We start from the raw sequence: 25,735 nt of genomic DNA, 5'->3' as shown, positions 1-25,735 counted from the left end.
ACCTCTCCATGACCTCGCGCATTACTCTACACACTCTGCAGAGCGCCCCGGAAGCGGCTCGCCCATTCCTTGAAAACGCGCAAAAGAACTCCGGTTTCATCCCCAACTTGCTTGGCGTGCTGGCCAATGCGCCAGCGGCGTTGGAAACCTACGTCACGGTATCGGCGTTGAACGGCAAGTCCCAACTCACCCTGGCCGAGCGTGAGGTGGTGCAGCTGATCGCTGCCACCGAGCATGGCTGCGATTTCTGCGTCGCCGGGCACACCGCCGTTGCGCTGAACAAGGCCAAGTTGCCTGCTGAGGTGGTCGAGGCGCTGCGCGCACGTGGCCAATTGCCTGACGCCCGCTACGAAACCCTGGCCGCCTTCACCCGCGAAGTCATCGCCACCCGCGGCAATGTCAGCGCCGCTACTTATCAAGCACTGCGCGACGCCGGCTTCACCGAAGGCAACGCCTTGGAAGTGATTCTGGGCGTGAGCCTCGCAACCTTGTGCAACTTTGCTAATGTGTTCGCCCAGACGCCGCTCAATGACGAGCTGAGCAAGTACCGCTGGCAGCCAACCACATGATGTCGGCCTGGCGCCGGTAGCGCCTGCGATCAAACAAGGAGTAGGGACATGCTTGATAATGCATTTCGTCAGTGGCTGGATGCCCATGCCGAAGCCATCGACCAGGGGCAGTGCGAGCCGCAGCAGGTGCTCGCGCACATCGCCGAATCACAGCTGCTGCGCATCGGCGTGGATCCGGCCATGGGCGGCAGCGGCGGCGCGGTCTCCCATGCGGTCGAGGCCATCGCTGCCATCGCCAGCCGTTCATTGGCCGCAGCGTTCGTCTGCTGGGGCCAGCGCGCGTTCATCGAATACCTGCTGCAAAGCCCCAATCAAACCCTGCGCGAGCGCTTGCTGCCCGGTCTGCTGACCGGCGAGCTGGCCGGTGCCACCGGGCTGTCAAATGCCATGAAATTCCTCTCGGGCATCGAGTCGCTGCAAGTGCGCGCTCGCCCAAGCGCAACGGGCTGGACCCTGGACGGCCGCCTGCATTGGGTGACCAACTTGCGCAAAAGTGGCTTCGTCGTCGCCGCCGCGATCGAAGACGAAGCCGGCGGGGCGCCGTTCGTCACAGCCATCCCCTCTACCAGCCCTGGCCTTGAGCGCTCCGACGACCTGCAGCTGATGGGGCTGCAATCGAGCAATACCGCCGCGCTGGCGTTCCATGAGGTGGAACTGGGCCGCGACTGGCTGTTGCACGATAATGCCCGCCAGTTTCTGCCCAAGGTGCGGCCTGCGTTTCTGGCGTTGCAGTGCGGTATGGCAATTGGCCTGGCGCGGCGCTCGCTGCAGGAAGTCCACGAGCACCTGCATGGGCGCTTGTCGTTCCTTGAGGAGCACCGCCAGGTGCTCAAGGAGCGTTTGGAAAACACCGTGGCCGAGCTCAAGCAGGGCTTGCTCGAAGGTCGCTTCGAAGGCCAGCCGGCGGCGCTGTTCAAACTGCGCATCACCCTGGCCGAAAGCGCCGCCGATGCCGTTCAGCTCGAACTGCAGGCCAGTGGCGGCAAGGCCTACCTGGATGAGTTCGGCGCAGGCTTCGCCCGACGCTGGCGCGAGTCGGCGTTCGTGCCGATCGTCACGCCTAGCCTGGTCCAGCTCCGCGCCGAACTGCACCGCCAGGCTGCCAGCGCATGAGCCAGGCGTTGCTGCATGCCCAGGGCATCAGCCTGGGTTATCCGCGTGAAGGGGGGTGGCAAGCGGTGCTGGCGCAGTTCGATCTGCAACTGGTGCCCGGTGAGGTGGTGAGCATTCTTGGCCCCAGTGGCGTAGGCAAGTCCAGCTTGCTGCGGGTGCTGGCCGGCCTGCAACAGCCCTGCAGCGGCAGCGTGAGCCTGCATGGGCTGCCACTGCAAGGCCCGCACCCGCGCCTGGCGGTGGCCTTTCAAGACCCCAGCCTGCTGCCCTGGCTGAGCCTGGAGAAAAACGTCGCCTTCGGCCTGGACTTCGCCCGGCAACCCAAGCTGGCGCCGGCCGAACGTCGCGCCCGCATCGACCATGCGATCAGCGCCGTGGGCCTGGATCGCGCACGTGGCCAATATCCTGCCCAGTTGTCCGGCGGCATGGCCCAGCGCACGGCACTGGCCCGCTGCCTGGCACGCCAGCCGCAAGTGCTGCTGCTCGATGAGCCCTTCGGTGCCCTGGATGAGGTCACCCGTGCCGACATGCAGCAACTGCTTTTGCAGTTGATCGCCACTCACAACACCGCTGCGGTGCTGATTACCCACGATATCGACGAAGCCCTGCTGTTGTCCGACCGCGTGCTGTTGCTGGGCGATCAGCCGGCGCGTGTGCTCGGCCAATGGTCCATCGACCTGCCGCAACCGCGGGCGCAGCGGGTCGAGGAGCTCGGCGCGCTGCGTATCGACATTCTGAAAACCCTGCGGCAGGCCAGCGGCAACGCTGAGCCTCGCCCCTGCTCGTTGCCTTTGGAGCCTGCACATGTGCATGGATGACTGCTGTTCCTCTACCTCGCGTCGTGATTTTCTCAAGCTCAGCGCCATGCTCACCGCCGCCGGTGCCGTGCCGCTACTGTCCAGCTTGCAGGCCCGCGCCGCCGCCGAGCCGGACGCACCGGTGCGCATCGGCTACCTGCCGATCACCGACGCCACGCCGTTGCTGGTGGCGCACAACAACGGACTGTTCGAGGCCGAGGGCATCAAGGCGGAGCGACCGGTTCTGCTGCGCAGCTGGGCACAGGTGATCGAAGCGTTCATCTCAGGCCAGGTCAACGTCATCCACCTGCTGTCGCCAATGACCGTTTGGGCGCGCTATGCCAGCAAGGTGCCGGCCAAGGTCGTAGCCTGGAACCACGTCGGCGGCTCCGGCCTGACCGTGGCCCCGGACATCGCCGACATCAAGCAACTCGGCGGCAAGACAGTGGCGATTCCGTTCTGGTATTCGATCCACAACGTGGTGCTGCAGCAGATGCTCAACGACAATGGTCTGACCCCGGTGTCCAAAGCGGCCAACGCGCAGTTGGCCGCCAACGAGGTCAACCTGCTGGTGCTACCGCCGTCGGACATGCCGCCGGCGCTGGCGAGCAAACGCATTGCCGGCTATATCGTCGCCGAACCGTTCAACGCCCTGGCCGAGAACCTCAAGGTCGGGCGGGTTCAGCGCTTCACCGGAGATGTCTGGCGCAATCATGCCTGCTGCGTGGTATTCATGCACGAGCATGACCTGAACAATCGCCCTGAGTGGTCACAGAAGGTGGTCAACGCCATCGTCAAGGCACAGCAATGGACCCGCGAGCACCGCGCAGAGGCGGCGGCTTTGCTGTCCAAGGCCGGGCCGAACAAATACACCCCGCATGAGCCGGCCGTGCTCAGCAAAGTCCTGGCCCCGCCCGCCGAGGACCGCGCCGCTTATCTCGCCAGCGGCGCGATCGTGCACCAGCAGTGGGACGAACAGCGCATCGACTTCCAGCCCTATCCGTACCCCAGCTACACCGAGGAGCTGGTCAAGCGACTGAAGCACACGCTGATCGAGGGTGACAGTGCGTTTCTCGCAGGTCTGGATCCGGCCCATGCCGCGCGCGACTTGGTGGATGAGCGTTTCGTGCGCAACGCCATTGCCGCCGTAGGCGGGCCGTCGGTGTTCGGCATTGCCGAGGACTTGCGGCGCAGCGAGGAGTTTGCGGTCTGATGCGCACGCACGTGATACACGCAGGCCTTGGCCTTGTCGGTTTGCTGGGCTTGTTGCTGCTGTGGTGGGCTGGGGTGCAGCTGTTCGGCGAGGCCGACGGCCTATCGGCACGCTTCGCGCCGCAGGCGACCCTGGCAAGCCTGGTCGAGTTGCTCGGCCAGGCCGAGGTCTACGGGCATATCTGGGTCAGCCTCAAGCGTATTCTCGTCGGCCTGCTGCTGGCGTTGCTGATTGGCGTGCCACTGGGCCTGCTGGTGGGCAGTTATCGGCATCTGGAAGCGGCCACCACGCCGGCGTTTCAGTTTCTGCGGATGATCTCGCCGCTGTCGTGGATGCCGGTGGTGGTGATGCTGATGGGCGTGGGCGACCAGCCGATCTACTTCCTGCTGGCATTCGCGGCGCTCTGGCCGATCCTGTTGAACACCGCAGCCGGCGTGCGGCAGCTCGATCCGCGTTGGCTGCAGCTCAGCCGCAGCCTGAGCGCCACGCGTTGGGAAACCCTATGCAAGGTGATCGTTCCTGGCGTCATCGGCCATGTGCTGACCGGTGTGCGCCTGGCCATCGGTATCCTGTGGATCGTGCTGGTGCCGTGTGAAATGCTCGGTGTCAGCGCTGGGCTAGGTTATTTCATCCTCGATACCCGCGATCGCCTGGCCTACTCGGAGCTGATGGCCATGGTGCTGCTGATCGGTGTGCTGGGCTTCATGCTCGATGCCCTGGCGCGCGCGCTGCACAGGCGTTGGGTACACGCCTGACCGGGTTCAGTGCACGGACCTTCGCGCCTGAACGCAGGCATTGGCTTGCGCGGTCAGCGCATCGAGCCTTTCATCACGCTGCTGCTCGGCTTCGAGCATGGCGTCCTCACCTTGCTGGTTGAGCAGGTAGGTGTGAATTTGCAGCACTTCGGCGCTCTGGTAGATCGGCGCGATGTCCACGCGTCCGATCAGCGCGCCGCTGGCCTGGCCGGTGCTGCTCATCAGCACTTGCGGTCCGCTGGCAGCTAGCACTTGCATGCCCATGTTTTCGAACCACGCCACCTGGTGCGCAAAGGCATTGAGCTCGACGCTGGCGTAGCGTGCCTGCAGATCGCCCAGCAAGGCCCGGGCGATGCCTCGACGACGGTGGCTTGCAGCCACGGCCAGAAACGCCAGGGCGCAGGCCTGGGGATTGTCCTGCGCCGGCAATGCCAGGGCAAAACCAAGCAACTGATCCGGGGCGTCGGCATCCAGGGCCAACAGCACCTCCACTGCCAGGCCGCCGCTGGCGCCCATGGCGTCCAGGTAATGATGGACTTCCATGCCCACACCGTATTGGTACAGCGGGTAGAGCGGGTTGTCCGCCTGGATGGCAACGCTGCTCAATTCGCCGACATTGTGAATCACCAGTTCGCGGATCTGGTTCTGGAAGGTTTCGGGCACCACGCTGTCGAGGCGGCTGAGAATGAACATCGGTGCAAGGACTCCGGCTGCGGTTGGATCACCCCATACCTGACTGGCGTGGGGGCACAGTCTAACCCCTTTTTAGTCGCGCATCGCCGCGAGCATGAGGTCGAGGTTCTGCACCGCCGCGCCCGAGGCGCCCTTGCCCAGGTTGTCGAACACGGCGGTCAGCACGACCTGGCCGTGCTCCGGGTTGGCGAACAGCGCCAGGCGCAGGTCATTGCTGTCATTCAGGGCCTGAGGGTCAAGCAGTGCCGCTGGACCGTGCTGGTGCAGGGGCATGACCTGCACATGGCGAGCACCTTCGTAGTGCTGTTCGAGGCAAGCCTGCAACTGTTCGGCGCTGGCTTGACCAGGCAGCAGCCGCAGTTGCAGTGGGATGCTGAGCACGATGCCTTGGCGATACGCCGCGTAGCCAGGCAGAAACACCGGGCGCGCCGCCAGCCCGCTGTGCAACTGAATCTCCGGAACGTGCTTGTGGGCCAGTTCCAGGCCGTACATCTGCAATTGTGGCGCCTGCTGCGCGCTCGAGCCTTCGTGCCGCTCCACCGCCGCGCGACCGCCCCCTGAGTAGCCGGAGACGGCATGAATGCTCAATGGATAGTCAGCCGGCAGCAGGCCTGCATGGATCAACGGGCGTAGCAGGGCGATGGCGCCGGTCGGGTAACAGCCGGGATTGCTCACGCGCTTGGCCCGGGCGATGCGTTCGGCCTGGCCGCTGTCGAGTTCCGCCAGGCCGTAGACCCAGCCCGGCGTGGTGCGGTGCGCAGAGCTGGCGTCGATGACCCGCACCGCTGGATTGTGGATGGCCTGTACAGCCTGCCGGGCAGCATCGTCGGGCAGGCACAGCAGGGCGATGTCGGCACTGTTGATGGCCTCGGCGCGGCGCTGCGGGTTCTTGCGCTCGTCGGCAGGCAGGGTGAGCAGGCGTACATCCTCGCGGCCGTGCAGGCGAGCGTGGATTAGCAGGCCGGTGGTGCCTTGGTCGCCATCGATGAAAACCAGTGGGGTATGCATGGTCGATTCCGCTCGTAGAGATGTGACCTATGCTCGCTTGCCTTCGATATAAAGAAAATTTGAATATCGTGAAGCGCACGTTCATATTTTCTGAATCGTATGCAATCCCCGCCCCCCGGACGCCACACCAATGCGAGAACTCAGCCTTGACCGCCTGCGCACGTTGGTGGCGATAGCCGACCTGGGCTCCTTTGCCCAGGCGGCACGCCAGCTCAATCTGGCGCCGCCAACCATCAGCCTGCATGTGGCGGAATTGGAGTCGCGGGTCGGTGCCACGCTTCTGACCCGCAATCGCCAGCAGGTGCGGCCCACGGCTATCGGTGAAACCCTGCTGGCCCGTGCCCGCTGCCTGCTGGCCGATGCCGACCTGGCGCTGGACGAGGTCCGCAGCCAGGTCGAGGGCCGCAGCGGTCGCGTGCGCCTGGGGGCGTCGACCGGCGCTATCGCGCATCTGTTGCCACAAGCGCTCGAGCAACTGCGCCTTACCCATCCCGGCATCGATGTGCAGGTGCAGGTACTCACCTCCCAGGCGTCGTTGGCGCACCTGCGGCAAGGCGTGTTGGACATCGCCCTGGTGGCGCTGCCCCAGGTTGCGCGTAAAGGTATTGCCCTCACGCCTTGGCGGCGCGATCCGATCCTTGCCTATGTGCCGGCCGATTGGCAGCCACCCGCCAGGGTCACACCGGCATGGCTCGGCCAGCGTGCATTGATTCTCAATGACAGCAGCACGCAACTGTCGCGCGTGACGGGCGAGTGGTTCGCAGCGGCAGGGTTGTTTCCTGAGCCGCGCATCGAGTTGAACTACAACGATGCCATCAAAAGCCTGGTCGGCGCGGGCTACGGCGCCACGTTGTTACCCCAGGAGGGCGAGGCAGCGCAATTGGACCGGCGTATCGTGCGTCGCCCGCTGCGCCCAGGCTTATGGCGTCAGCTGGGTATCGCTTGCCGGGAGGGGCCAATCGAACAAGCCACCGCGCGCGTGCTGGAGGCATTGCAGGGCGTGCGGCAATAGCCCGGCAGCGAGCTTGCTGGGCTCAGCTATGCTGCTGTTTGCATTGAGCTCGATGCACCAACACGATCCATTTGATTTCCAGGAGAACGCTCCATGAAACCCATGAAATATGTGCCTCTGCTGGTGATTGCGTCTGTACTGAGTTTCACCGCTCACGCCGATCCCGCGAGCAACTGCGCGGCCAAGATCAAAGAGCTGGAAGACATCCACAAGGCCGATGGTCCGGGGCTGCATGGCGGCATGGCGCATGACTTCAAAGCGCTATTGAAGCAGGCCAAAGACGGCCAGAAAGCAGGCGACATGGAAAAATGCCAAGCGTCGGCCGATCGGGCCAAGACCATTTACAACAAGGCACGCGGCAAGTAGAGGGTCGGCTCGGCGGCTTCTTCCCGGCTTGATCACGAAGAAGCCGTCATGCCGGCTTGGCTAAGCGTTCAGAACCAACGGTCGTTCTTCTTACGTCCACGGGTCAGCGCCGGCAGGATCAAGCCTGCCAGCAGGCCGGCACCAGCGATGCTGCCGCCGTAGACCATGTAGCGCATCATCACTTGCTTGTTCTCGTCGCCCAACCGCGCCTGGGTGTCGCGCAAGCTCGACTGGCTCTGGTCAAGCTGTTCGTTCAGCGCCTGATTGCGCGCTTGCAGTTCGTCGATCAGTTGCTTGCGTGAGTCCAAGGTTTCCTGCATGCCCTGCACGCGGTTCTTCCAGCTGTCGTCGATGTTCTTGAGCTGTCCGGAAAGCTCGGCAACCTGGGCGTCGAGTTGCGGCAGGCGCTCGTTCTGGCCGGGTACCGACTGCAGGTCGCTGGTGAGAATCCAGACCAGATCGCCATTCTGTCCACGCACCTGGCTGTAGTTACCTTGGTTGCCAACCAGGGTCACCGGTTGGCCGGACTTGAGCGTGCCGACGATGCGGTGACCGTCGGTCGGACCACTGCGCACGTAGGTGCTCAGGCTGTCGCTGACCCAGCGGGCGTCGCTGGCGGGCGCTTGTTCGGCATGGACCGGGACGGCGAGGGCCAGCAAGGTGGCGAGCAGGCTGATGCGCAGGGCAGGGAAGGCGGGGGAGGCTGGGCGGGATTCAGGCATGTCGGGTCTTCGCTGGAACGGGAAATATAGGCGCGGGGGCTGGGAAGGCAGCCACGGGGCCGGCGAACTGGTCGGTTATTTGACCGTCAGGGACAGACCGCGATTTTCGGGGCAGGTTCACTACCTGACGTCGGAAAATGCTCAGGTTGGCGCCAAGTTTCGCGTTGGAAGTGGCAACTCGTCAATGAGGCGAGCTTGGAAGAAGTAACCGTGATCGCAATAACTTTAAGTAACGGTTTAGTTGCCGGGTCGGGTTGATGCGGGTGCCTAGTAGGGACACCTCGGTAAGTTGGGCTTGCTCACGTAATGAGGAAGTCTCTGACTTCAAATGTGCAACTGCAAACACTGCGTTTATTTTTTCTGCGAGTGAATATATCGTCGAAATGACCACTTTTTGATTTAGGTCAATGCGTCGATGCAGTTCAAGTTGCTTTTATTGAAATGCGGTGGTGGGGTGGCATGAGGACTTTTTGGTCGTTTTTGGGCGCAGCTTGTAGGAAGCTTCCTTATTTCTCTAATGGGCTGGCGTCACCTCAAAAGATCCGTCATTGTGGTCAAGGGAAAGGCTTCCGGCTGTACTGGCGTTCATATACCCGTATTCAAAGTTTCATCCTATAGTTCAGGGGGCGGCGGCGTTTATAGATAACGTCGGTTGCCGCCAGGTATTCGCAGGAGGCGGTATGGCGTCAAACAGTTTTCAGAACGAAGTGCCCAAAGCACGCGTGAACATCAAGCTTGATCTGCATACGGGCGGTGCTCAGCGCAAGGTGGAACTTCCGCTCAAACTCATGCTGATGGGGGACTACAGCAATGGCAAGGAGCAGCGCCCGCTGTCAGAGCGGCCGAAGGTAAATATCAACAAGCAAAATTTTGATAGCGTGCTGTCCGATCTTTCTCCGCGTCTCAAGCTTGTTGTTGAAGATACGCTGTCGGGCGACGGTGGCGAGACCCCGGTCGAACTGACTTTTCAGCGCATGAGGGACTTCGAGCCAGAGCAGGTTGCTCGACAGATTCCCCAGTTGCGTGCGCTGCTGGCGATGCGAAACTTGCTGCGTGAGTTGAAGGCCAATCTTCTCGACAATGCAACGTTCCGAGCTGAACTGGAGCGCATTCTTAAAGATGAAGCGCTGAGTAACGAGCTCCGCAAGGAACTCGCTGCTCTTGCGCCGCAAAGCGACTGCTAGAAAACCATCATCTCGACAGACGGGAAGCTAACAATGTCCGAAGAACAATCTTCTGCGCAATCGCGTGGCACGGCTGTGCAGGTGGAAGAACAGCAAAGCGTCTATCACGCGCTATTCGAAAGAATAAACCTTGACCCACTTGATCAGATGGGCGGTATTGAGGTTTACCAGAGTGTGGATGCCTTGTCGGAGGCAACCGTCAACGAGCGTGTGACGGCGTCAGTGAGTGTCTTTCTGGAACGCCTCAAGCAGGTTTCTCCCAAGGTGGAGAAACTCGACAGGGCCTTGCTCGATGAGCACATCGCTTCGATTGATGCACAGATCAGCGGGCAGTTGGACGCGGTCATGCATCACCCGGATTTCCAGAAGGTCGAAGGACTCTGGCGCGGCGCGAAGTCGTTGATTGACCAGACGGACTTTCGGCAAAACGTTCGTATTGAGCTGCTCGATATCAGTAAGGACCATCTGGCGCAAGACTTCGAGGACGCGCCAGAAATTTCGCAAAGCGGGCTGTATCTGCACACCTATACCCAGGAATACGATACACCTGGTGGTGAGCCGATCGCAGCCGCTGTTTCGAACTACGAGTTTGGACGAGGTCCGCAAGATATCGCGCTGCTGCGCAATGTTTCCAAGGTGGCCGCTGCCGCGCATATGCCGTTCTTGTGCTCGGTTGGCCCTGCGTTCTTCGGAAAGCGCACCATGGAGGAAGTTGCCGCAATCAAAGACATCGGGAACTACATGGATCGCGCTGAGTACATCAAGTGGCACGCCTTTGCCCAAAGTGACGACGCGCGCTACGTCGGGCCGACCATGCCCCGTGTCTTAGGTCGCCTGCCTTATGGGCCCGACACGAACCCCGTGCGCTCTTTCAACTACGTAGAACGCGTCAAAGGGCCGGACCACAGCAAATACCTGTGGGTAAATTCAACATTCGCGTTTGCGGCCAACATGGTCAAGAGTTTCATCGCCAATGGTTGGTGCGTGCAGATTCGAGGGCCGCAGTCCGGAGGGGCAGTCACGAACTTACCGATCCACTTGTACGACATGGGAACCGGTAGTCAAGTCAAGATTCCTTCGGAAGTGATGATCCCCGAAACCCGGGAGTTCGAATTTGCCAACATGGGTTTGATTCCGCTGTCCTACTACAAAAATCGTGATTACGCCTGTTTCTTTTCTGCTAACTCAGCCCACAAGCCGGCGCTGTACGACACGGCCGAGGCCACGGCGAATAGCCGTATCAATGCGCGCCTGCCTTATGTGTTCCTGCTCTCGCGTATTGCTCATTATTTGAAATTGATCCAGCGCGAGAACATTGGCACCACCAAAGACCGGCGCCTGTTGGAGTTGGAACTCAATCGGTGGGTGAGTGGATTGGTTACCGAGATGACGGACCCTGGAGATGATTTGCAAGCCTCGCATCCACTGAGGGAAGCAAAGGTGATTGTCGAGGACATCGACGACAATCCGGGCTTCTTCAGGGTCAAGTTGTTCGCTGTACCGCATTTCCAGGTTGAAGGTATGGACATCAATCTCTCACTGGTTTCGCAGATGCCCAAAGCAACATCTTGACGGCGGTTGCAGGAGTTTATGGCGTGAAGATCGATCGACCTCTATGGGCGTCCGGCGTGGTGTTGTCTGCGCAGCAGTTTCAACAGCAGGCACGCTATGAATCGTGGGCCAATCAAAGTATTGCCTCACTGACCTTGGTCCATCCGTGGGGCATCCGAAATGTGGCATTCGATGCCGATGCACTGAGGTTGGGCAAGCTGATGGCTACTCGGCTTCAGCTGTGTCTGCCGGACGGTACTTTGATTGACACCGATCGGTTGGATCGACTGCCCAGTGCCCTGGACCTCTCTCGGGTAATGCCCGCTGATATCCAGACGGTAACGGTTGTGCTCGCTTTGCCACTGGAGCAGGCCAACGGTAACAACTGCCTGTTCGAAGGGATCTGCGCGCAGCGGCCCATCAGGTATCACCAGGCATGGCGTGAGATCAAGGATCTCTACACCGGTGAGTTGCAGTCGATCAGCGTGCTCGAACAGGCGTTGAGCTTGCGTCTGGCTGATGACGATAACGCGGATTACCTGACGTGCCCGGTGGCTCGTTTGCTGCGTGATAGCAAGGATGGATGGGCCATCGACGCTACCTACATCCCGCCATTGCTGAGGTTTGATGCGCATGCTGGATTACTGCTTCAACTCGACAACCTGCTGACCCAACTGTGCGCCAAGCGTGAGCGCTTGATGGGTATGCGACGGGAAAGCAATGAGCGCATGGCCGACTTCGCCGTTGCGGATGTCACGTTGTTCTGGTTGCTCAATGCCTTGAATACGTACCAGCCTGTTTTCGCTGACCTGAAGGCGCAGCCTGGTCGACATCCCGAGCAGGTTTACCAGCAACTGGTGAAGTTCGCTGGCGGCCTGATGACCTTCTCGCTCGACCAGCAGGTGGAAGACATTCCTGCCTACCAGCACGCGAATCTCGAGGCGGTTTTCCCACCGTTGATGCGCATCCTTTCCAGCTTGCTAGAGGCAAGTCTTCCGTCTCGTATGTTGGCGTTGGTCCTGGAATCGCGTAGCGCAAACCGCTGGCAGGTTGCTTTGAACGATCCGCGTCTGCGGGAACCTGGAGGTGCCGACTTCTATTTGTCGGTCCGCTGCCGGCTGCCTGCCGTTCAAGTTCAAAGCCAGTTCCCACGGCTTTGCAAGATCGGCTGCCCGGATGATGTCGACCACTTGGTCAATGCTGCGCTCGATGGCGTCCCTCTGACACCTTTGAGCCACGTGCCCGCCGCAATACCGCTGCGCCTGGAGAATCAGTACTTCGCGGTTGACCTCAGCCATGCAAAAGGTCGCGCCATGCTGGCCGATGGGAACTGTGCGGTGTATGTCCCGAGTGTATTTCAGGATGTCCAACTCGAATTGTTCGCGGTGCTTCGCTCATGAATCGTGCAAGGCAGAAGACCATCGCAGCCGAAGTGGACATCGATGCACTGCTACAGGACACCTATCTGTTGGTGGTCGAGCTGCGACACGGTAAAGAGGCGCACGCCAATCCAGCGCTGTGGTCACATTGCGTTGCTGATATAGAACATGTGCGAGCCATGCTTCAACAGGGCGGTATGGATCACCGTAGCATTGAGCTGATCAGTCATGCGCAATGTGCCCTGCTGGATGAGACGGTGCTTGCTTGCGCCGAGGGGCAAGCCCACGAGGGCTGGGTGATGGAGACCTTGCAGGCGAAGTTCTTCAGCAGCCACCAGGCGGGGGAATCGCTTTATGAAGACATGCGCGCTGCGCTAAGTGACGCGACGGTGCACCCTCACGTACTCACGGTCTTTCACCGGGTACTGATGCTCGGCTTTCTTGGCCGCTACCGAGATGTCAATGACCCAGAGCGACAGCAGTTGTCTACCGCCATCTCTGCCGCGGTGCCACCTATGGGCATTAGCCACTCGCTGGTCATCCCGTCAGGCACTGGCCCGCGGATGCCTATCTTCGGATGGCTGCGCGCTCCTCTGATCCACATCGTCATGGCCGCTGCCCTGGTGGTGGGGGCCTGGTGGGGGCTGGATTACGCGTTAAGCCAGGCAGTGGACTCACTCTTGCCGGTGCAGGAGTGAGCGTAATGCCGCAGATACACAAACAAGGGCTTTGGCTATGGGCCGGTGTACTGTCCTTGTTGGTAATTGCCACGTTGCCGCTGCCTGTAGAAGTTCAAGCCTTCGCTGTTCTGGTAGTCGCTGCTTTGGTGGTGTTGGCTTGGCGGCGGATTTCGCGTGCTGCAGGAAGACGTACAGCGCAGCAAAGGATCGGTTCTGTAAGCCTGCCTGCTGGGTCCTATCGTCATCCCGTAGTTCTAGTGGTCGGCGATTGCTTGGCCGAACTGTTTGGAACCTCGTCTGCTGAACAGTTGGCGCTGCGGGTTACAGGTGAGGGGTGTTATGTGCCAGTGCCCGATCTTTTGCAGTTGCCCGCAACCGTGGCCGATCTCTTGCTCGAGCGGCCAGAGTGGCACGGGCAGCTCAGCGTCATGTGGCTCGTCAATCCCAGCGCCCATTCTGACGGCGCAGTGCTTGCGAGCCAGATACAAAGCTTGCGCCACCAGGTCACGATAGCGGGCAAACAGGTTATGCCGCTGCTGGTTGTGAGCTATTTCCAGAGTGCAATAGGGGCCTCGCCCTGGTTCAGCTGGGAGGCTAAAGCGTCGAGTGTGCGAGTACGAGAGGGGGGTGAATGCCTGAGCCTGCCAGAATGGCAGCGCAGGTGCAAAGGTCCCGAGCGCCAAGCTGATCGACTACGGATTACGGTGCAGTTGAACGCTGCCATCGGTTGGCTGAACGCAGTGTGCTTGCCGGAAATGCGCCTGCGAAATACCTATCACGGGATCGCAACTGCATTAGCTGTCGCGGTTGCATTCGTTCCCAGGCCTGAGGGGGCGCGTGGCAACGACCTCTGGCAACGCTCGCTAGCAGAGCGGACAGGCCTGTCCTTCAGTGGTGGGGCTGATCATGGCAAGGCGTCGTTGCCGTTTCCTGATGCATTGCTCCATTTGCTGCCCGGCAGAATCAAACACAGCCCGCGCAGTAGGGCTGTGGTGATAGGGGTCTGGTTGTTCGCACTAGCGGCTTGCGTCGCGTTGATCAGCTCGGCGAGGCAGAACACGCTCTTGGTGCGTGAGGTCACCGATGATCTGCGGCGCTACACCAGCGCTTCGCGCAGCGCCGATGCGGAAAAAGGGTCGCAGCGTCAGGGAGCTCTGATAGTCCTGCGCCGGGATGCACATCGCCTGGATCACTATTATCGCCAGGGAGAGCCGTGGTCGATGGGAATCGGGCTTTATCAAGGCGAAAGATTACGGCCTTCAGTGCTGGCTACGATCAACGGGCACCGCATCCCGGTGATGCCTCAAGGCCCCCCTGACAAGCCGCGCACGATTCGTCTGGACAGCTTGGCGCTGTTCAACAGTGGCAGCGCGCAGTTGAAGCCAGAGTCGACCAAGTTCCTGGTGAATGCGTTTGCGGGGATCAAGGCCCAGCCAGGGTGGCTGATCGTGATCACGGGCCACACGGATGCGACCGGTAGTGATGAACAGAACCTGCGCTTGTCGCGAGCACGCGCCGCTGCGGTTCATGACTGGATTCAACACATGGGTGACATACCGGGCAACTGCTTCGCAGTACAAGGCTTGGGCGCAAGCGAGCCCGTTGCAAGCAATGACACGGAACAAGGACGGTCGGCCAATCGCCGAGTCGAAATTCGCCTGGTGCCGGAGGCGGGGGCTTGTCAGTCCTCGACTACGGCATCGGGATTGCAACCCCTGTCGCACTCCGCGACTCCCAACGCTTGAAATGAGGAACTTCTAAATGGCTATCCCTGTTTATCTGTGGCTGAAAGACGATGGCGGAGCCGATATCAAAGGCTCGGTGGATGTAAAAGATCGTGAGGGCAGTATTGAAGTGGTCGGTCAAGATCACACCCTTTATATCCCCACTGATAACAACACCGGCAAATTGACCGGTACGCGCATTCATACGCCGTTCGTATTCACTAAAGAGATCGACGGCTCTTCGCCTTATCTCTACAAGGCTGTGACGACTGGACAAACACTTAAAGTAGCGGAATTCAAATGGTACAGGATCAACGATGCCGGCCAGGAGGTGGAATACTTCAATACCAAGCTGGAAAACGTCAAGGTCGTGAAAGTTGCGCCGAAAATGCATGACGTCAAAGACCCCGCCAAAGAAAAACACAATCACTTGGAGTTGGTCGAGCTGCGCTACGAAAAAATCACGTGGGCTTTCAAGGATGGAAACATCATCCACTCGGACTCCTGGAATGAACGCCCTGGCGCCGCTGCGGCTGGATGATAAAGGAACGTCGCTTCCGTTTCATTGACGGCCTCCAAGCTCTTGGGTTGAACGTCCGTGCGCGGACGTTCAGCTGAGTACACCTCAGATAAAACAGATGCGCTTCGCACCTGTGGCCACATGCTGGTCATTGACGACAAGGATGCCCTGTATGGCACATGATCCCACTCGCTTGCTACGTCGGCTTAACGCCTATTGTACGCAAGCACTTACGGCGGCCGCGGCTCTATGCCAGGCACGTGGGCACCGTCATATCACAGTTGAGCATTGGCTGTTGAAACTGTTTGAGCAAGGCGAGGGTGATCTCGCCGTCATTGCACGCCGATATGAATGGGACAAAGATGCTATCTGGCAAGGGCTGCTCAAGCATTTCGATACGCTGCCACGCAGTGCCCTTGGTAAACCTCAGTTGAGCAGTGAGGTGCAGCAGCTGATCACAGATGCCTGGCTGTTGGCATCCCTGAATCTCGACAGTGAGCAATTGCGTTCTGTTCACCTGCTGGCCGCGCTATTCGAAACACCCAACTTACTCAAGTGTGCAGCCGCTTGGCCGTTATGGAGCGTCGGTCCTACACAATTCGAACAAGTCAAAACGCTGCTTGAATGCCATTCCGAAGAGGGTCGCCTTCAACCGTCTCCAATGTCTCAGCCAGAAGAGCCAAGAAAGGCCAATGATGCGGTCGTTCCAGGCAGTGCTGCAGCATCGGTCGCTTTACTGGATCAGTTCAGCCATGACGTGACTGCCAAGGCAGCAGCAGGGCAGATTGACCCGATATTTGGCCGTGACGATGAAATCCGTCAGATGATCGATGTACTCAGTCGTCGGCGCAAGAACAATCCCATCCTCGTGGGCGACCCAGGGGTTGGCAAAACCGCGCTGGTCGAGGGCCTGGCTTTGCGCATCGCCGGCGGGGATGTACCCGATAGCTTAAAGCCGGTGCGTATCCGTACCTTGGATCTCGGCTTGCTGCAAGCGGGCGCAGGAGTCAAAGGTGAGTTCGAGCAACGCCTGAAGAACGTCATTGACGCCGTTCAATGCTCGGATACGCCCGTGCTGCTCTTTATCGATGAAGCGCACACGTTGATTGGCGCAGGCAATCAGGCAGGCGGTGCGGATGCGGCAAATCTGCTAAAGCCGGCGTTGGCGCGTGGTGAGTTGCGCACTGTAGCTGCTACCACCTGGAGTGAATACAAGCAGTACTTCGAGCGCGATGCAGCTCTGGAGCGGCGCTTCCAGATGATCAAGGTCGACGAGCCGGATGATGCCACTGCGTGTGTGATGCTGCGAGGACTCCAGGCACGCTATGCCAGCTTTCACGGCGTGCATGTTCAAGACGCCGCAGTGCAAGCGGCGGTTACCTTGTCTCGACGCTTTCTGACCGGGCGCCGGTTACCTGACAAAGCGGTAGATCTCATTGATACCGCCTGTGCGCGGGTTCGCATGAGTCTGGATTGTGAGCCCCACGCACTGGTGCAGTTGAAGACGCAAATGGCGGCGCTGGCCGCCGAGCGCTTGGCGATTGAAAAAGACTCGCAGCTGGCCGGCAAGCTGGCAGAGCCGCGCCTGGCCAAGATCGATGCACAGCGGGGGCAACTTGAAAGTCAGCAACGGGCATTGGCGGTGCAGCACCAGCAAGAGCTCGGTCTGACCCACCAGCTGCTCAATGCTCGTCAGGCCGAGCAGATCGATGCGGCTGCGTGCGCTCAGCTTCAACAAGACCTCAGCGACGTACAAGGGAGTCGGCCCCTGCTGGCCCTCGACGTGTGCGCCCGCAGCGTGGCGGAGGTGATCGCAGACTGGACGGGCGTGCCTCTGGGCAGTCTGCTGAAGGACGAACAGGCCAGCCTGTTGAACCTGGAAGATCAGTTGGCCGAGCGTGTCATCGGGCAAGACTTGGCGCTTCGTGCCATCGCTCAACGATTGCGCGCCGCTCGGACAGGCCTTACTGACGACAAGGCACCGATGGGTATATTCCTGCTGGTAGGCACCAGTGGCGTTGGCAAGACAGAGACTGCGCATGCATTAGCCAATTGCCTGTTCGGTGGTGAGAAGTCGCTGATCACGCTCAATATGTCTGAGTACCAAGAGGCGCATACCGTCAGCCAACTCAAGGGATCGCCACCCGGTTATGTGGGTTTCGGCCAGGGCGGCGTACTCACCGAGGCCGTCCGCCAGCGTCCCTATAGCGTTGTGTTGCTCGACGAAGTCGAGAAAGCCCACCGCGACGTGCTCAACCTGTTCTATCAAGTATTCGATCGCGGCTTCATGCGCGACGCAGAAGGAAGGGAGATCGACTTTCGCAACACGGTCATCCTCATGACGTCGAATCTGGGCAGCGACTTGCTGCAAAGCAGTGTCGAGCGCCAGCCAGACATTGAGCAAACGACGCTGCACGAATTATTGCGCCCCGTGCTACGCGAGCACTTCCAGCCTGCGCTGTTGGCGCGCTTCCAGACGTTGATCTTCCGCCCACTGGGGGCCAATGCACTCAAGCGCATCGTCGCCATCAAACTCGATCACGTGGCCAAGCGCTTGCTGCGTCATTACGGCTTGCCCTGTGAGATCGATGAATCGCTCTACGATGCGCTGGTCAACGCCTGCCTTTTGCCCGACAGCGGCGCCCGCAACATCGATAGTTTGCTCAATCAACAGATTTTGCCGGTGCTGAGTCAGCAATTACTCCAGCGGCAAGCGCTCGGCCAGCCCATCCAGGCCGTGACGCTTGGATACTGCGAGGATACTGGCATCAGCTTGAGCTTTGCAGATGCTCATCAGCCAGCAGTGCTGGCTGCTCAGAGGGCTTGATCATGACGAGCGCTCTAACGGGTTCGACCCATAATCACTACCAGCTTGAAGTCCAAGGCCTTGCCGCTGAAATCGATATCCTGTCATTCAAAGGCGAAGAGTGGCTGAGCCAGCCCTTCAGCTACACCATTGCGTTCACCTCTCCAGAGCAGGATATCGAGGCCGCGCACATCCTTGCAAAGGACGCGAGCTTCTACCTGGGCAAGTCACATCACAGCGCTCAGCATTTAATGGTCAACGCGGCTTCCCACACCTTGCATGGCGTGATCACCGGTTTCAAACGCGTCTCCGGCTCCCGCGATGAGGCGCGCTACCAGGTTACGCTCGAAGCGCATCTGGCATTGCTCGGACGGGGCAAGCAGTACCGGATCTACCAGCATCAATCGGTACCGGAGATCGTTGAAAGTGTCCTGCGTAATCGCCACCGGTTCGAAGGGCAACACTTTTTGTTCGACCTGGCGCGCGAGTATCCAAAGCGCGAACAGGTCATGCAGTACGGTGAAAGCGATCTGGTTTTCATTGACCGATTACTGGCCGAGGTCGGCATCTGGTACCGCTTCACTCACGATGATCGCCTTGCCATCGATGTGGTCACGTTTCACGATCATCAACGGTATTACCAGTTCGGCGTTACGTTGCCACACCGTCCGTTGTCGGGTTTGAGCGGTAATACGCAGGACGGCGTGTGGGCGCTGCAGGTCGAACATCAGGTCGTGGAGCAGCATGTGAACGTGCGTGCCTATCATCACCGAGAGGCGGCCGCTTATCTGGACGGCGAGGTTGACCACAGCGGTGGTGCGAGCACCACTTATGGCGAGGGCTACCACTATGGCGAGCCGTACACCGCGCTGGGCGATGCCCTTGACCAGGACGAGGATCTGCTCAGCGAAAGCGGCTACTTCTACGCGCGCCTGAATCATGAACGCTACCTCAACGACCAGACGCGTTGCAGTGGCATCAGCAGTAGCGTGACGCTTACCCCAGGACACGTGTTGACGGTCTCTGGCGGCGCGCCACAGGCCTTCGAACCTGGGGTGGTCATTACCCATATGACCGTCGAAGCAGCACGCGATCGCAGCCTGGAGGCCAAGTTCGACGCGATTCCTTACTCGGAATCGATAGGCTTTCGGCCGAACTTCAAAGGCAAACCACAAATTTCCGGGACGGTGCCGGCGCCGGTCACCAGTACTCAGAAGAACGATCCTTACGGCCATATCGATATGGAGGGACGTTACCGAGTCAACTTCCTGTTCGACCGGGACACATGGCGAGCAGGCGAGGAAAGCGTCTGGCTACGTCTGGCACGCCCCTACGCCGGTGACACCCATGGCCTGCATTTGCCGTTGATCTGCGGTACTGAAGTGGCGGTGGCGTTCGAGCAAGGGGATCCAGACCGGCCCTACATCGCTCATGCCTTGCACGACAGTGAACACCCCGACCACGTGACGCTGCGCAACTACAAACGCAACGTGCTGCGGACACCGGCCAACAACAAGTTGCGCATGGACGATACGCGTGGGCAGGAACACATCAAGCTCAGTACCGAGCACAGTGGCAAGAGCCAGCTCAATCTGGGGCATGTAGTTGACGCTGAGCGCAAACCCCGAGGGGCGGGGGCAGAACTGCGCACTGATGGGCATGTCGCCATGCGCGGTGGCAGCGGCATCTTCATCAGTGCTGATGCTCAGCCTCAAGCCCAAGGGACAATGCTGGAGATGGGAGCAGCGTTGGCTCAGCTCAATAACGCTCTGGCATTGGTGAACGCACTGGCGCAAAGCGCAGCTGTGTCGGGAGCATTACCAGCTGATTATCAGGCCCAACAGAGCCTGCGGGAGGCATTGGCGCGGCTCAAAGATGCGGGGCTCATTGCCTCGGCACCTGCCGGGATAGCTATGGTTACACCTGCAAACATCCAACTATCGGCAGAAAACTCTATTACAGCTACGGCTGGTGACAGTGCTGACTTCAGCCTATTCAAACGTTTTAGCGTGGCCGCAGGTGAGGCAATCAGTCTGTTCGCCCAAAAGTTAGGGCTCAGATTAATTGCGGCTCGTGGCCCTGTGGACATTCAGGCACAAAGCGATGCGATGACGTTACAAGCGGACAAGGAACTTGCTTTAAATAGCAGTAACGGCGAGATCGTTCTCAATGCGCAGCACGGCATCACTCTGGTTAGCAGAGGTGCCTATATCAAGATAAAAGACGGATCTGTTGAGATCGGCGCCCCGGGTGAACTGCATATCAAGAATGACAATATCGCTTGGGGAGGCGCTGCCTCATTGGAGAAGGCCCTCGCACCGATGATTCTGGAAGATCCCGTTTACAGCAATCCCATGCAAGGTGGCTTTCAAGTTAGAGATAAAGTCAGTGGCAAGCCAAAACCTCATGTACGGTATCGAATTGAAGCTGCTGATGGCAGCGTGCTGAGAGGCATGACAGATGGAAATGGTTATACACAATCCCACTATGGAGTTGATCTTCAAAGCATAAAGTTATTCTTTGAGTAACGTCGGGGTGATAGGAAATGAGTGGTGCGGATATCTCAGTAGCAGAGAATAGGATTTGCAAAAGTAAACCCGTTGTAGTAGCTCATCATCAATCGGCGCAGTGTTATTTTTGTCCGGAAGCCGAAGAGTTGGTCTTTATTGCTGATAGTGAGGCTGCAGCGTTTGAGGCGCATTGGAAGGAAATGCAGCAGTGCGTAAATGATTTTCATCAGGAAAAAATTAATTACTCCGTTGCAATTGAAAAATATGGAATTGCTGCAGAAACCACAGCAGCGCCTGAGGCGTCATTTCATGATGCTGTAGTGCGAGCTGAGGAAAAATTGGAGTTGAAGCGAAAAGAGTTAAAAGAAAAAATTGGTGAGTTTTCTACCCAGGACATGAAATATAATGATGTTGTGGAGCTTATTCCTGTTAGTGGTCAGTCTGCTAAAAGAAAAGCGGGTGAGAAACGAGCGCCTGTAGTTTATGTAAAAAAAGGTTACTACAGTGAAGGCAAGGATGGCAGAAAACTCCATACTGTGTCGTTGAAAAGTAGTGACAAAAAAGGCGGCGCTGAAAGTATCTTTGAACGACGCAGTGATGGAAAAATTCGACGTATAGACGACAAGAAGCTTAAGAGGCAACTTGCCGGATTGAATTGGCCAAAAATAAAATTTGATCTGAAGAATGTTGTTAAATGGACAGGCCTTGGTTTTGATCCTGAGGCGCTGAGTATGGATTGTTCACTTTTTGACTGGGCGGATAGCTGGAATGCTGCCGCACAAGGTGAGGCAAAGTGGGGGGATCATATTGACTTTGAGGGCGGAGCACAGTTTATGCGCTTTGTTTCCAATTTCGGCGCAAATGTTGAAATTGATCCACGTAAGCAACAATTCTCCATCAAAGGAGAGGGTGGCGGCAGCTTGACTGCGGCTGCCGGCATAGCGTCCTTTTCAATTTACGCCCCGGATCGCATCGGATGGGCGCTTACAGTTAATCCCTCTGATGAGAACGAGGTCCCGTTTGATTTAGGGATGATGCGCCTGAGTTTGAACGTTCGCTTGGCCGCATTTATTGGAGCGACGCTTCAGGTGGAGACTCAATTCCAGGTGGTCAGGAGTGGTGACCAGCAAACCGTCATGGGTCAACCTGGTCGTTTGAGACGTTTCAGTGAAAGAAGAAGCCGAGCTTACGATTTTCATAAGCAGATGAGCAGTGAAGATGAAGGGATAAAACTTTCGGCAGAAGCTTTTGCGGGTGCGAGGGCGGAAGGAACACTGACGGGATCACTGCAATGGTTAAAGCCGACAGCGGCAGGGGAAACAAATGGCGGTATACTGGAGACCAGTGGAGAGTACGTCGATTTTTGTGAAATAGGACCCAGTATTGCAGGGTTAGCGGGGGTGGGTGCCGGATTGAGTTTTCATTGTACTTTTATTAATGGAAAGTTTTGTTTTCATTTTGCAGCATCTCTATGCAAAGGGGTGGGTGCCAAAGGTGGCTTTATTTGTGAGGTGGATGGCAATACGTTTCTAGAGTTTGGTGCCTGGTTGATTTATCAATTGAATCAAAGGGATTATGGTTTTTTTAGAGTCATGGATGTTGATGCATTTAGTGTGTATACGAAGTATTGTGTTATGCAAATGGAGGTCGTTGGCGCTAATGTATATGAGCATTACTTGTTCGCAAAAGAATCGATTAAAGAAATTGCACGTGATTTCACAAGACAGGTTGGTGAATTGGCTGATGAAACGAAGAGGAGTGTTGACGCTTCGAGACGACGGAATCAGTTAGCTAAAAATGTTATCACCCGACAGTTAGATCTGTTGCGCTACACACCTGAAGCTAAGGGTATATTGCTTTACCTTCTAACGCGTCATGGTAAGTGGGATAATATAGATCCAGGAAACATAGAGTTTCTCGATCGCTACGGCGAACGAAAAGAGGCGGTGCTTTGTGTGCTTAGAAGTATTCAGAGCAAGCCGGAGTGGCATAAAGTATTGTCTCGTGTCAATGCGCAAGGGAATGGCCCATCAGAGGAATATGATGAGTTAGACGCCGTCGAGCGGCATGAGCGAAGCCTGGTTGACTTTCTTGAGTTAGGGAGGGATCGAGACAGAGAGTTCTATGAAATAAAATATGAGCGAAGCGAATTGGCCATAATTTATGATCGGTTGAAGGAGTTTGGTTCTTCTGGTTATGCGCTCGCTATGAATGATACGGTCTATTATAAGCTAAACGTTGGTCGTAATCCGAATTACCCGCGAGGCTGCAAGTTTGGTCCTTGTGGTGCGGGCATTGCTTAAGTAAATCTAATTGGAGTGGTCGTGAAAATTTTTGAGGTGTCTCTATTTTGTTTGGTTTTTGTGAGTTTGTCAGGCTGTGACCAGTTGGCGAGCGGAGTTGATCATAAGGAACTCGGGATAACGCCGATAGAGATGAAGCATTTTATCGAAGAAGTAAAAAGGGACTTGGTGTTCGTTGAGGGTGGTGAATACTTGATGGGGGATTATGGCTTGCAGTATGGGCCGGAGCAAATGTCTTATGATAGTGATGAAGACAGTCGGCCAGTACATAAGGTCAAGTTGAGCGCCTTTTCTATTGCAAGATTTAAGATCTCAAATAAAGAGTTTGAGATGTATCTTAAAAGCAATGGTCTTAATTTGCGTTCTTTTGAGAATGAGGAAATACAGGAGGAATGGAAGAATATTCATTCTTTACCTAATTTGCCAGCGCATATGGACTGGTATGAGGCCGACCGCTATTGCAACTGGCTGGCTAAAGTGTCCAATCTTCCTTTCTCATTACCCACTGAAGCCCAGTGGGAGTACGCGGCACGCAGCCGCGGTCAGTTTTTGATGGTGGCCACTGATGACGGTACCTATAGGCAGACAAATGATGGTTTTACTAAATATGGGGGAGGGCCGAAAGGAATTAACATTTCTACTTCTCGAGATCGTCGGGATTTTGCTAGACAAATGGGATGGAGCACGGACGGACTTACGCCCTTGCCAGTAGACAGGTTTCCTCCCAATCCGTTGGGCCTTTACGCCATGTCGGATAATGGGCTGGAGTGGGTTAAAGATTGGTATGACGAAAATTATTATCAGTACTCCCCTGAAATTGACCCCCAGGGGCCGGAGACACCAGTGAGCAAGGACTACTATAGCCGGGATACAAAAGTTCTGCGTGGTCAGGCATATGCCAATCCAAGCTGGGGAGGAGGAGTGAATGTGCACAGAACCCCTAAGAACCCGCATGGTTATGCATCTGAACATAAAATGATTGTGTTGGGCGATAAAACGGCTAGGTGCGTTGTTAATAGTGACAGTCGGATTGAGTAGCGGCGAGCTCTCAATTTCAGGGAGCATTTAGATATAGGATGCCTGGAAGGCGGCAATGATTTTATTATTAGGTGCTTAATGATTTGAGCGGAGTTATTCGTGTTGGCGATAAACTGTCTTCGGGAGGCAAGGTGCTTGCCGGCACCCGAGGATTGAAATTCATGCAGCTTGATGTCGCTTGCGTAGGTGATGCTGTTTTTTGTCCAATACCTGGGCACGGCGTGAATGAAATAGCAGAGGGGGATACAGGTTCACAAGTTAAAGGTCGGCCCATTGCTTTAGACGGTCGTTGCTGTTCCTGTGGTTGTGAGTTGATCACGTCGCTTCAGTGGGGTCTGTTATGCGGATCACGTTCTTGATGAATAGGCAGCTTGTGGGATTGATTGGGCTTTTTCTCCATGCCTTTTGCGTGGTCGGGGCCTACGCCGGCGAAACTCGTTGGGTTGATGCCAAGGGCGGACAAGTAGTGGTGGTAGTTCAAAACGGAGACGAATATCTAGTTGGCGTTCCTGTTGGAGTAAAAGGGGGCTATTTTGATGGGGGGCTGCATCGCGTCGGTGACAAAAATTACCTCTCCATATTTCAGGTGATCGACTCGAGTTCAATGCGTCCGGATGGGTTCTGTGGTTCTGGAAATGAAGTCTGGCTTCAATTATACGAAACTTCATCTGAAGTAAGTAGTCGTATATTGGTAAGTCGCTGCCTGAATTCGATCTCTCTGGCAAGCCAAAACTCAGGTCTGGAGGGGCAGGATAGTGATTTCTCATCAGTAAAATGGGACGATTGTGGTTTTGCAATTGAGTGGTTCGAACGGGGCGATGCGGGGTTAGTGGCTATTGATAAGTGGCTTGATCTAGGAATTGATGATGATTGTCTGCCCTTGGTTGTTGCATATCAATTTGCTCCGAACGAATCGCGAGATACTGCTGAAGTAGTGGGTGGCTTGCTGTTAGGGAACTGTAATCCCACGCCGTCATTACACCCGATAGCTTGTCTTCATCGCCCGGAATTTTTGCGTGAGTCTGGTTCGGAAGTTGGGTTGTCGGGGCAGCAGGCGCTGGAATGGGCTCCTATAAATGTATGCTCGATTGAGCATGTATGGCGATCAGGAGTTGATCAATGTCACGACAGCTTAGTGCGAATGGCGTTAGCAAGCCTAAGGCGAGGATGGCGCCAATGAAAAATATTTTCATGACTTGGACTCATTGCTTAGGTCAGCAGGTAGTGCAGCTCCTTGGTTGGCGATTTCGCTTGCTTCGGAGAGTATTGAGCTGGGTGCGGGGGCGCAGTTTGTCAATGCGGGTGGCTCTGACGGCTTTATATTCTGCAGCTGTGCAGTAACGCCTGTTTTTCCTGGTTCGGGATAAAGCTGTATATGTTCGCAATATTTGCGTGGATGCTTGCGGTTATGATGGCTATTGCTGGGTTTGCAATCTTTCTTGTGCTGGGATCTTGGTTGGTGAACATCCACCATGATGAGCTCGTTGTGCCTGTGTCCGTTGGTGCTTTTGCTGCTGGGGTTTAGGAGTTTCGAATTACGACCGTCGTTGGAGATATTCTTTCCAACACATGCTGTAGGAAGTTTTGTTAAAAAGATTCCATTTATTGAAATAAATCAATGCGATATCGTTCCTCAGGTTGCTCCTATTAGATGGTTTTATTGAGGTATCGGTGTGCTGGTATGGAAGTCTATCTGTCATTCCGCCTGAAGCTTGTAGGACATTTCCTTATTTGAAGAGGGGGCTGGCGCAGGACAAAAAAATGCGCCATGGTTAGCGAGAAAGCCGTTCCG

The 25,735-nt window shown here is 57.2% G+C and carries 21 protein-coding genes and 1 pseudogene; 19 read left to right on the top strand and 3 right to left on the bottom strand.

What is annotated here, in order from left to right; all coding sequences use genetic code 11:
* The first annotated feature begins 8 nt into the window (after positions 1-8).
* The 5 genes and pseudogenes from FS665_RS09565 (at position 9) to FS665_RS09545 (ending at position 4,447) form a co-directional block, all read left to right on the top strand.
* Positions 9-569 (top strand): carboxymuconolactone decarboxylase family protein, encoded by a 561-nt coding sequence (locus tag FS665_RS09565; protein ID WP_145186865.1) that lies wholly within the window; start codon positions 9-11, stop codon positions 567-569.
* 42 nt (positions 570-611) lie between these two features.
* A pseudogene (locus tag FS665_RS09560) lies at positions 612-1,682 on the top strand (acyl-CoA dehydrogenase family protein); the annotation flags it as partial.
* Positions 1,679-2,500, top strand: a complete 822-nt coding sequence (locus FS665_RS09555) for an ABC transporter ATP-binding protein (protein ID WP_145186860.1) — start codon at positions 1,679-1,681, stop codon at positions 2,498-2,500. The pseudogene FS665_RS09560 and the gene FS665_RS09555, both read left to right, overlap by 4 nt.
* Positions 2,487-3,692: an ABC transporter substrate-binding protein gene (locus FS665_RS09550; RefSeq protein WP_145186857.1), complete on the top strand. Its 1,206-nt coding sequence runs from the start codon at positions 2,487-2,489 to the stop codon at positions 3,690-3,692. Before FS665_RS09555 ends, FS665_RS09550 begins: the two co-directional genes overlap by 14 nt.
* A complete protein-coding gene (locus FS665_RS09545) occupies positions 3,692-4,447 on the top strand; it encodes an ABC transporter permease (protein WP_145186854.1) in 756 nt (251 codons plus the stop codon). The genes FS665_RS09550 and FS665_RS09545 overlap by 1 nt, the downstream gene beginning before the upstream one ends.
* Positions 4,448-4,453: 6 nt before the next feature.
* On the opposite strand, the gene FS665_RS09540 is transcribed toward FS665_RS09545, so the two are convergent.
* Complete coding sequence (locus FS665_RS09540) at positions 4,454-5,140, bottom strand: GNAT family N-acetyltransferase (protein ID WP_145186851.1); 687 nt, start codon at positions 5,138-5,140, stop codon at positions 4,454-4,456.
* 72 nt (positions 5,141-5,212) lie between these two features.
* Positions 5,213-6,148, bottom strand: coding sequence for an N-acetyl-gamma-glutamyl-phosphate reductase (gene argC, locus FS665_RS09535; RefSeq protein ID WP_145186847.1), 936 nt, complete (start codon positions 6,146-6,148; stop codon positions 5,213-5,215).
* A gap of 130 nt (positions 6,149-6,278) precedes the next feature.
* Here argC and FS665_RS09530 point away from each other — a divergent pair, with 130 nt between their 5' ends.
* Positions 6,279-7,160: a LysR family transcriptional regulator gene (locus FS665_RS09530; protein WP_145186844.1), complete on the top strand. Its 882-nt coding sequence runs from the start codon at positions 6,279-6,281 to the stop codon at positions 7,158-7,160.
* Positions 7,161-7,253: 93 nt separating this feature from the next.
* On the top strand, positions 7,254-7,526 hold the full coding sequence (locus tag FS665_RS09525; protein WP_145186841.1) for a hypothetical protein: 273 nt from the start codon (positions 7,254-7,256) through the stop codon (positions 7,524-7,526).
* Positions 7,527-7,594: 68 nt separating this feature from the next.
* On the opposite strand, the gene FS665_RS09520 is transcribed toward FS665_RS09525, so the two are convergent.
* Entirely contained in the window at positions 7,595-8,248 is a 654-nt protein-coding gene (locus FS665_RS09520) for a TIGR04211 family SH3 domain-containing protein (protein WP_145186838.1), read from the bottom strand.
* Between the two features lie 680 nt (positions 8,249-8,928).
* Here FS665_RS09520 and tssB point away from each other — a divergent pair.
* The 12 genes from tssB (at position 8,929) to FS665_RS09460 (ending at position 25,123) form a co-directional block, all read left to right on the top strand.
* The gene (tssB, locus tag FS665_RS09515) at positions 8,929-9,432 is read left to right on the top strand and encodes a type VI secretion system contractile sheath small subunit (protein ID WP_145186835.1); all 504 of its coding nucleotides are present in this window, start codon (positions 8,929-8,931) and stop codon (positions 9,430-9,432) included.
* A 33-nt stretch (positions 9,433-9,465) separates the two neighbouring features.
* Complete coding sequence (gene tssC / locus FS665_RS09510; protein ID WP_145186832.1) at positions 9,466-11,004, top strand: type VI secretion system contractile sheath large subunit; 1,539 nt, start codon at positions 9,466-9,468, stop codon at positions 11,002-11,004.
* Between the two features lie 23 nt (positions 11,005-11,027).
* Positions 11,028-12,383 (top strand): type VI secretion system baseplate subunit TssK, encoded by a 1,356-nt coding sequence (tssK, locus tag FS665_RS09505; protein ID WP_145186828.1) that lies wholly within the window; start codon positions 11,028-11,030, stop codon positions 12,381-12,383.
* Complete coding sequence (gene tssL / locus FS665_RS09500) at positions 12,380-13,060, top strand: type VI secretion system protein TssL, short form (RefSeq protein ID WP_145186826.1); 681 nt, start codon at positions 12,380-12,382, stop codon at positions 13,058-13,060. Before tssK ends, tssL begins: the two co-directional genes overlap by 4 nt.
* A 5-nt stretch (positions 13,061-13,065) precedes the next feature.
* Entirely contained in the window at positions 13,066-14,787 is a 1,722-nt protein-coding gene (locus FS665_RS09495) for an OmpA family protein (RefSeq protein WP_145186824.1), read from the top strand.
* Between the two features lie 16 nt (positions 14,788-14,803).
* Positions 14,804-15,307, top strand: a complete 504-nt coding sequence (locus FS665_RS09490; protein WP_145186821.1) for an Hcp family type VI secretion system effector — start codon at positions 14,804-14,806, stop codon at positions 15,305-15,307.
* A gap of 151 nt (positions 15,308-15,458) precedes the next feature.
* On the top strand, positions 15,459-18,113 hold the full coding sequence (gene tssH, locus FS665_RS09485; RefSeq protein WP_145186818.1) for a type VI secretion system ATPase TssH: 2,655 nt from the start codon (positions 15,459-15,461) through the stop codon (positions 18,111-18,113).
* A 2-nt stretch (positions 18,114-18,115) separates the two neighbouring features.
* Positions 18,116-20,620: a type VI secretion system Vgr family protein gene (locus FS665_RS09480; RefSeq protein WP_145186814.1), complete on the top strand. Its 2,505-nt coding sequence runs from the start codon at positions 18,116-18,118 to the stop codon at positions 20,618-20,620.
* Between the two features lie 17 nt (positions 20,621-20,637).
* Positions 20,638-22,905: an ATPase gene (locus tag FS665_RS09475; protein WP_145186811.1), complete on the top strand. Its 2,268-nt coding sequence runs from the start codon at positions 20,638-20,640 to the stop codon at positions 22,903-22,905.
* A 21-nt stretch (positions 22,906-22,926) separates the two neighbouring features.
* On the top strand, positions 22,927-23,943 hold the full coding sequence (locus FS665_RS09470; RefSeq protein WP_145186809.1) for an SUMF1/EgtB/PvdO family nonheme iron enzyme: 1,017 nt from the start codon (positions 22,927-22,929) through the stop codon (positions 23,941-23,943).
* 71 nt (positions 23,944-24,014) lie between these two features.
* The gene (locus FS665_RS09465; RefSeq protein ID WP_256675074.1) at positions 24,015-24,302 is read left to right on the top strand and encodes a PAAR domain-containing protein; all 288 of its coding nucleotides are present in this window, start codon (positions 24,015-24,017) and stop codon (positions 24,300-24,302) included.
* On the top strand, positions 24,284-25,123 hold the full coding sequence (locus tag FS665_RS09460) for a hypothetical protein (RefSeq protein ID WP_145186806.1): 840 nt from the start codon (positions 24,284-24,286) through the stop codon (positions 25,121-25,123). The genes FS665_RS09465 and FS665_RS09460 overlap by 19 nt, the downstream gene beginning before the upstream one ends.
* Positions 25,124-25,735: the final 612 nt, after the last annotated feature.

Source organism: Pseudomonas sp. URMO17WK12:I11, from assembly GCF_007677725.1.
Lineage (GTDB): Bacteria > Pseudomonadota > Gammaproteobacteria > Pseudomonadales > Pseudomonadaceae > Aquipseudomonas.
This window is presented reverse-complemented; position numbering and strand designations above follow the sequence as displayed.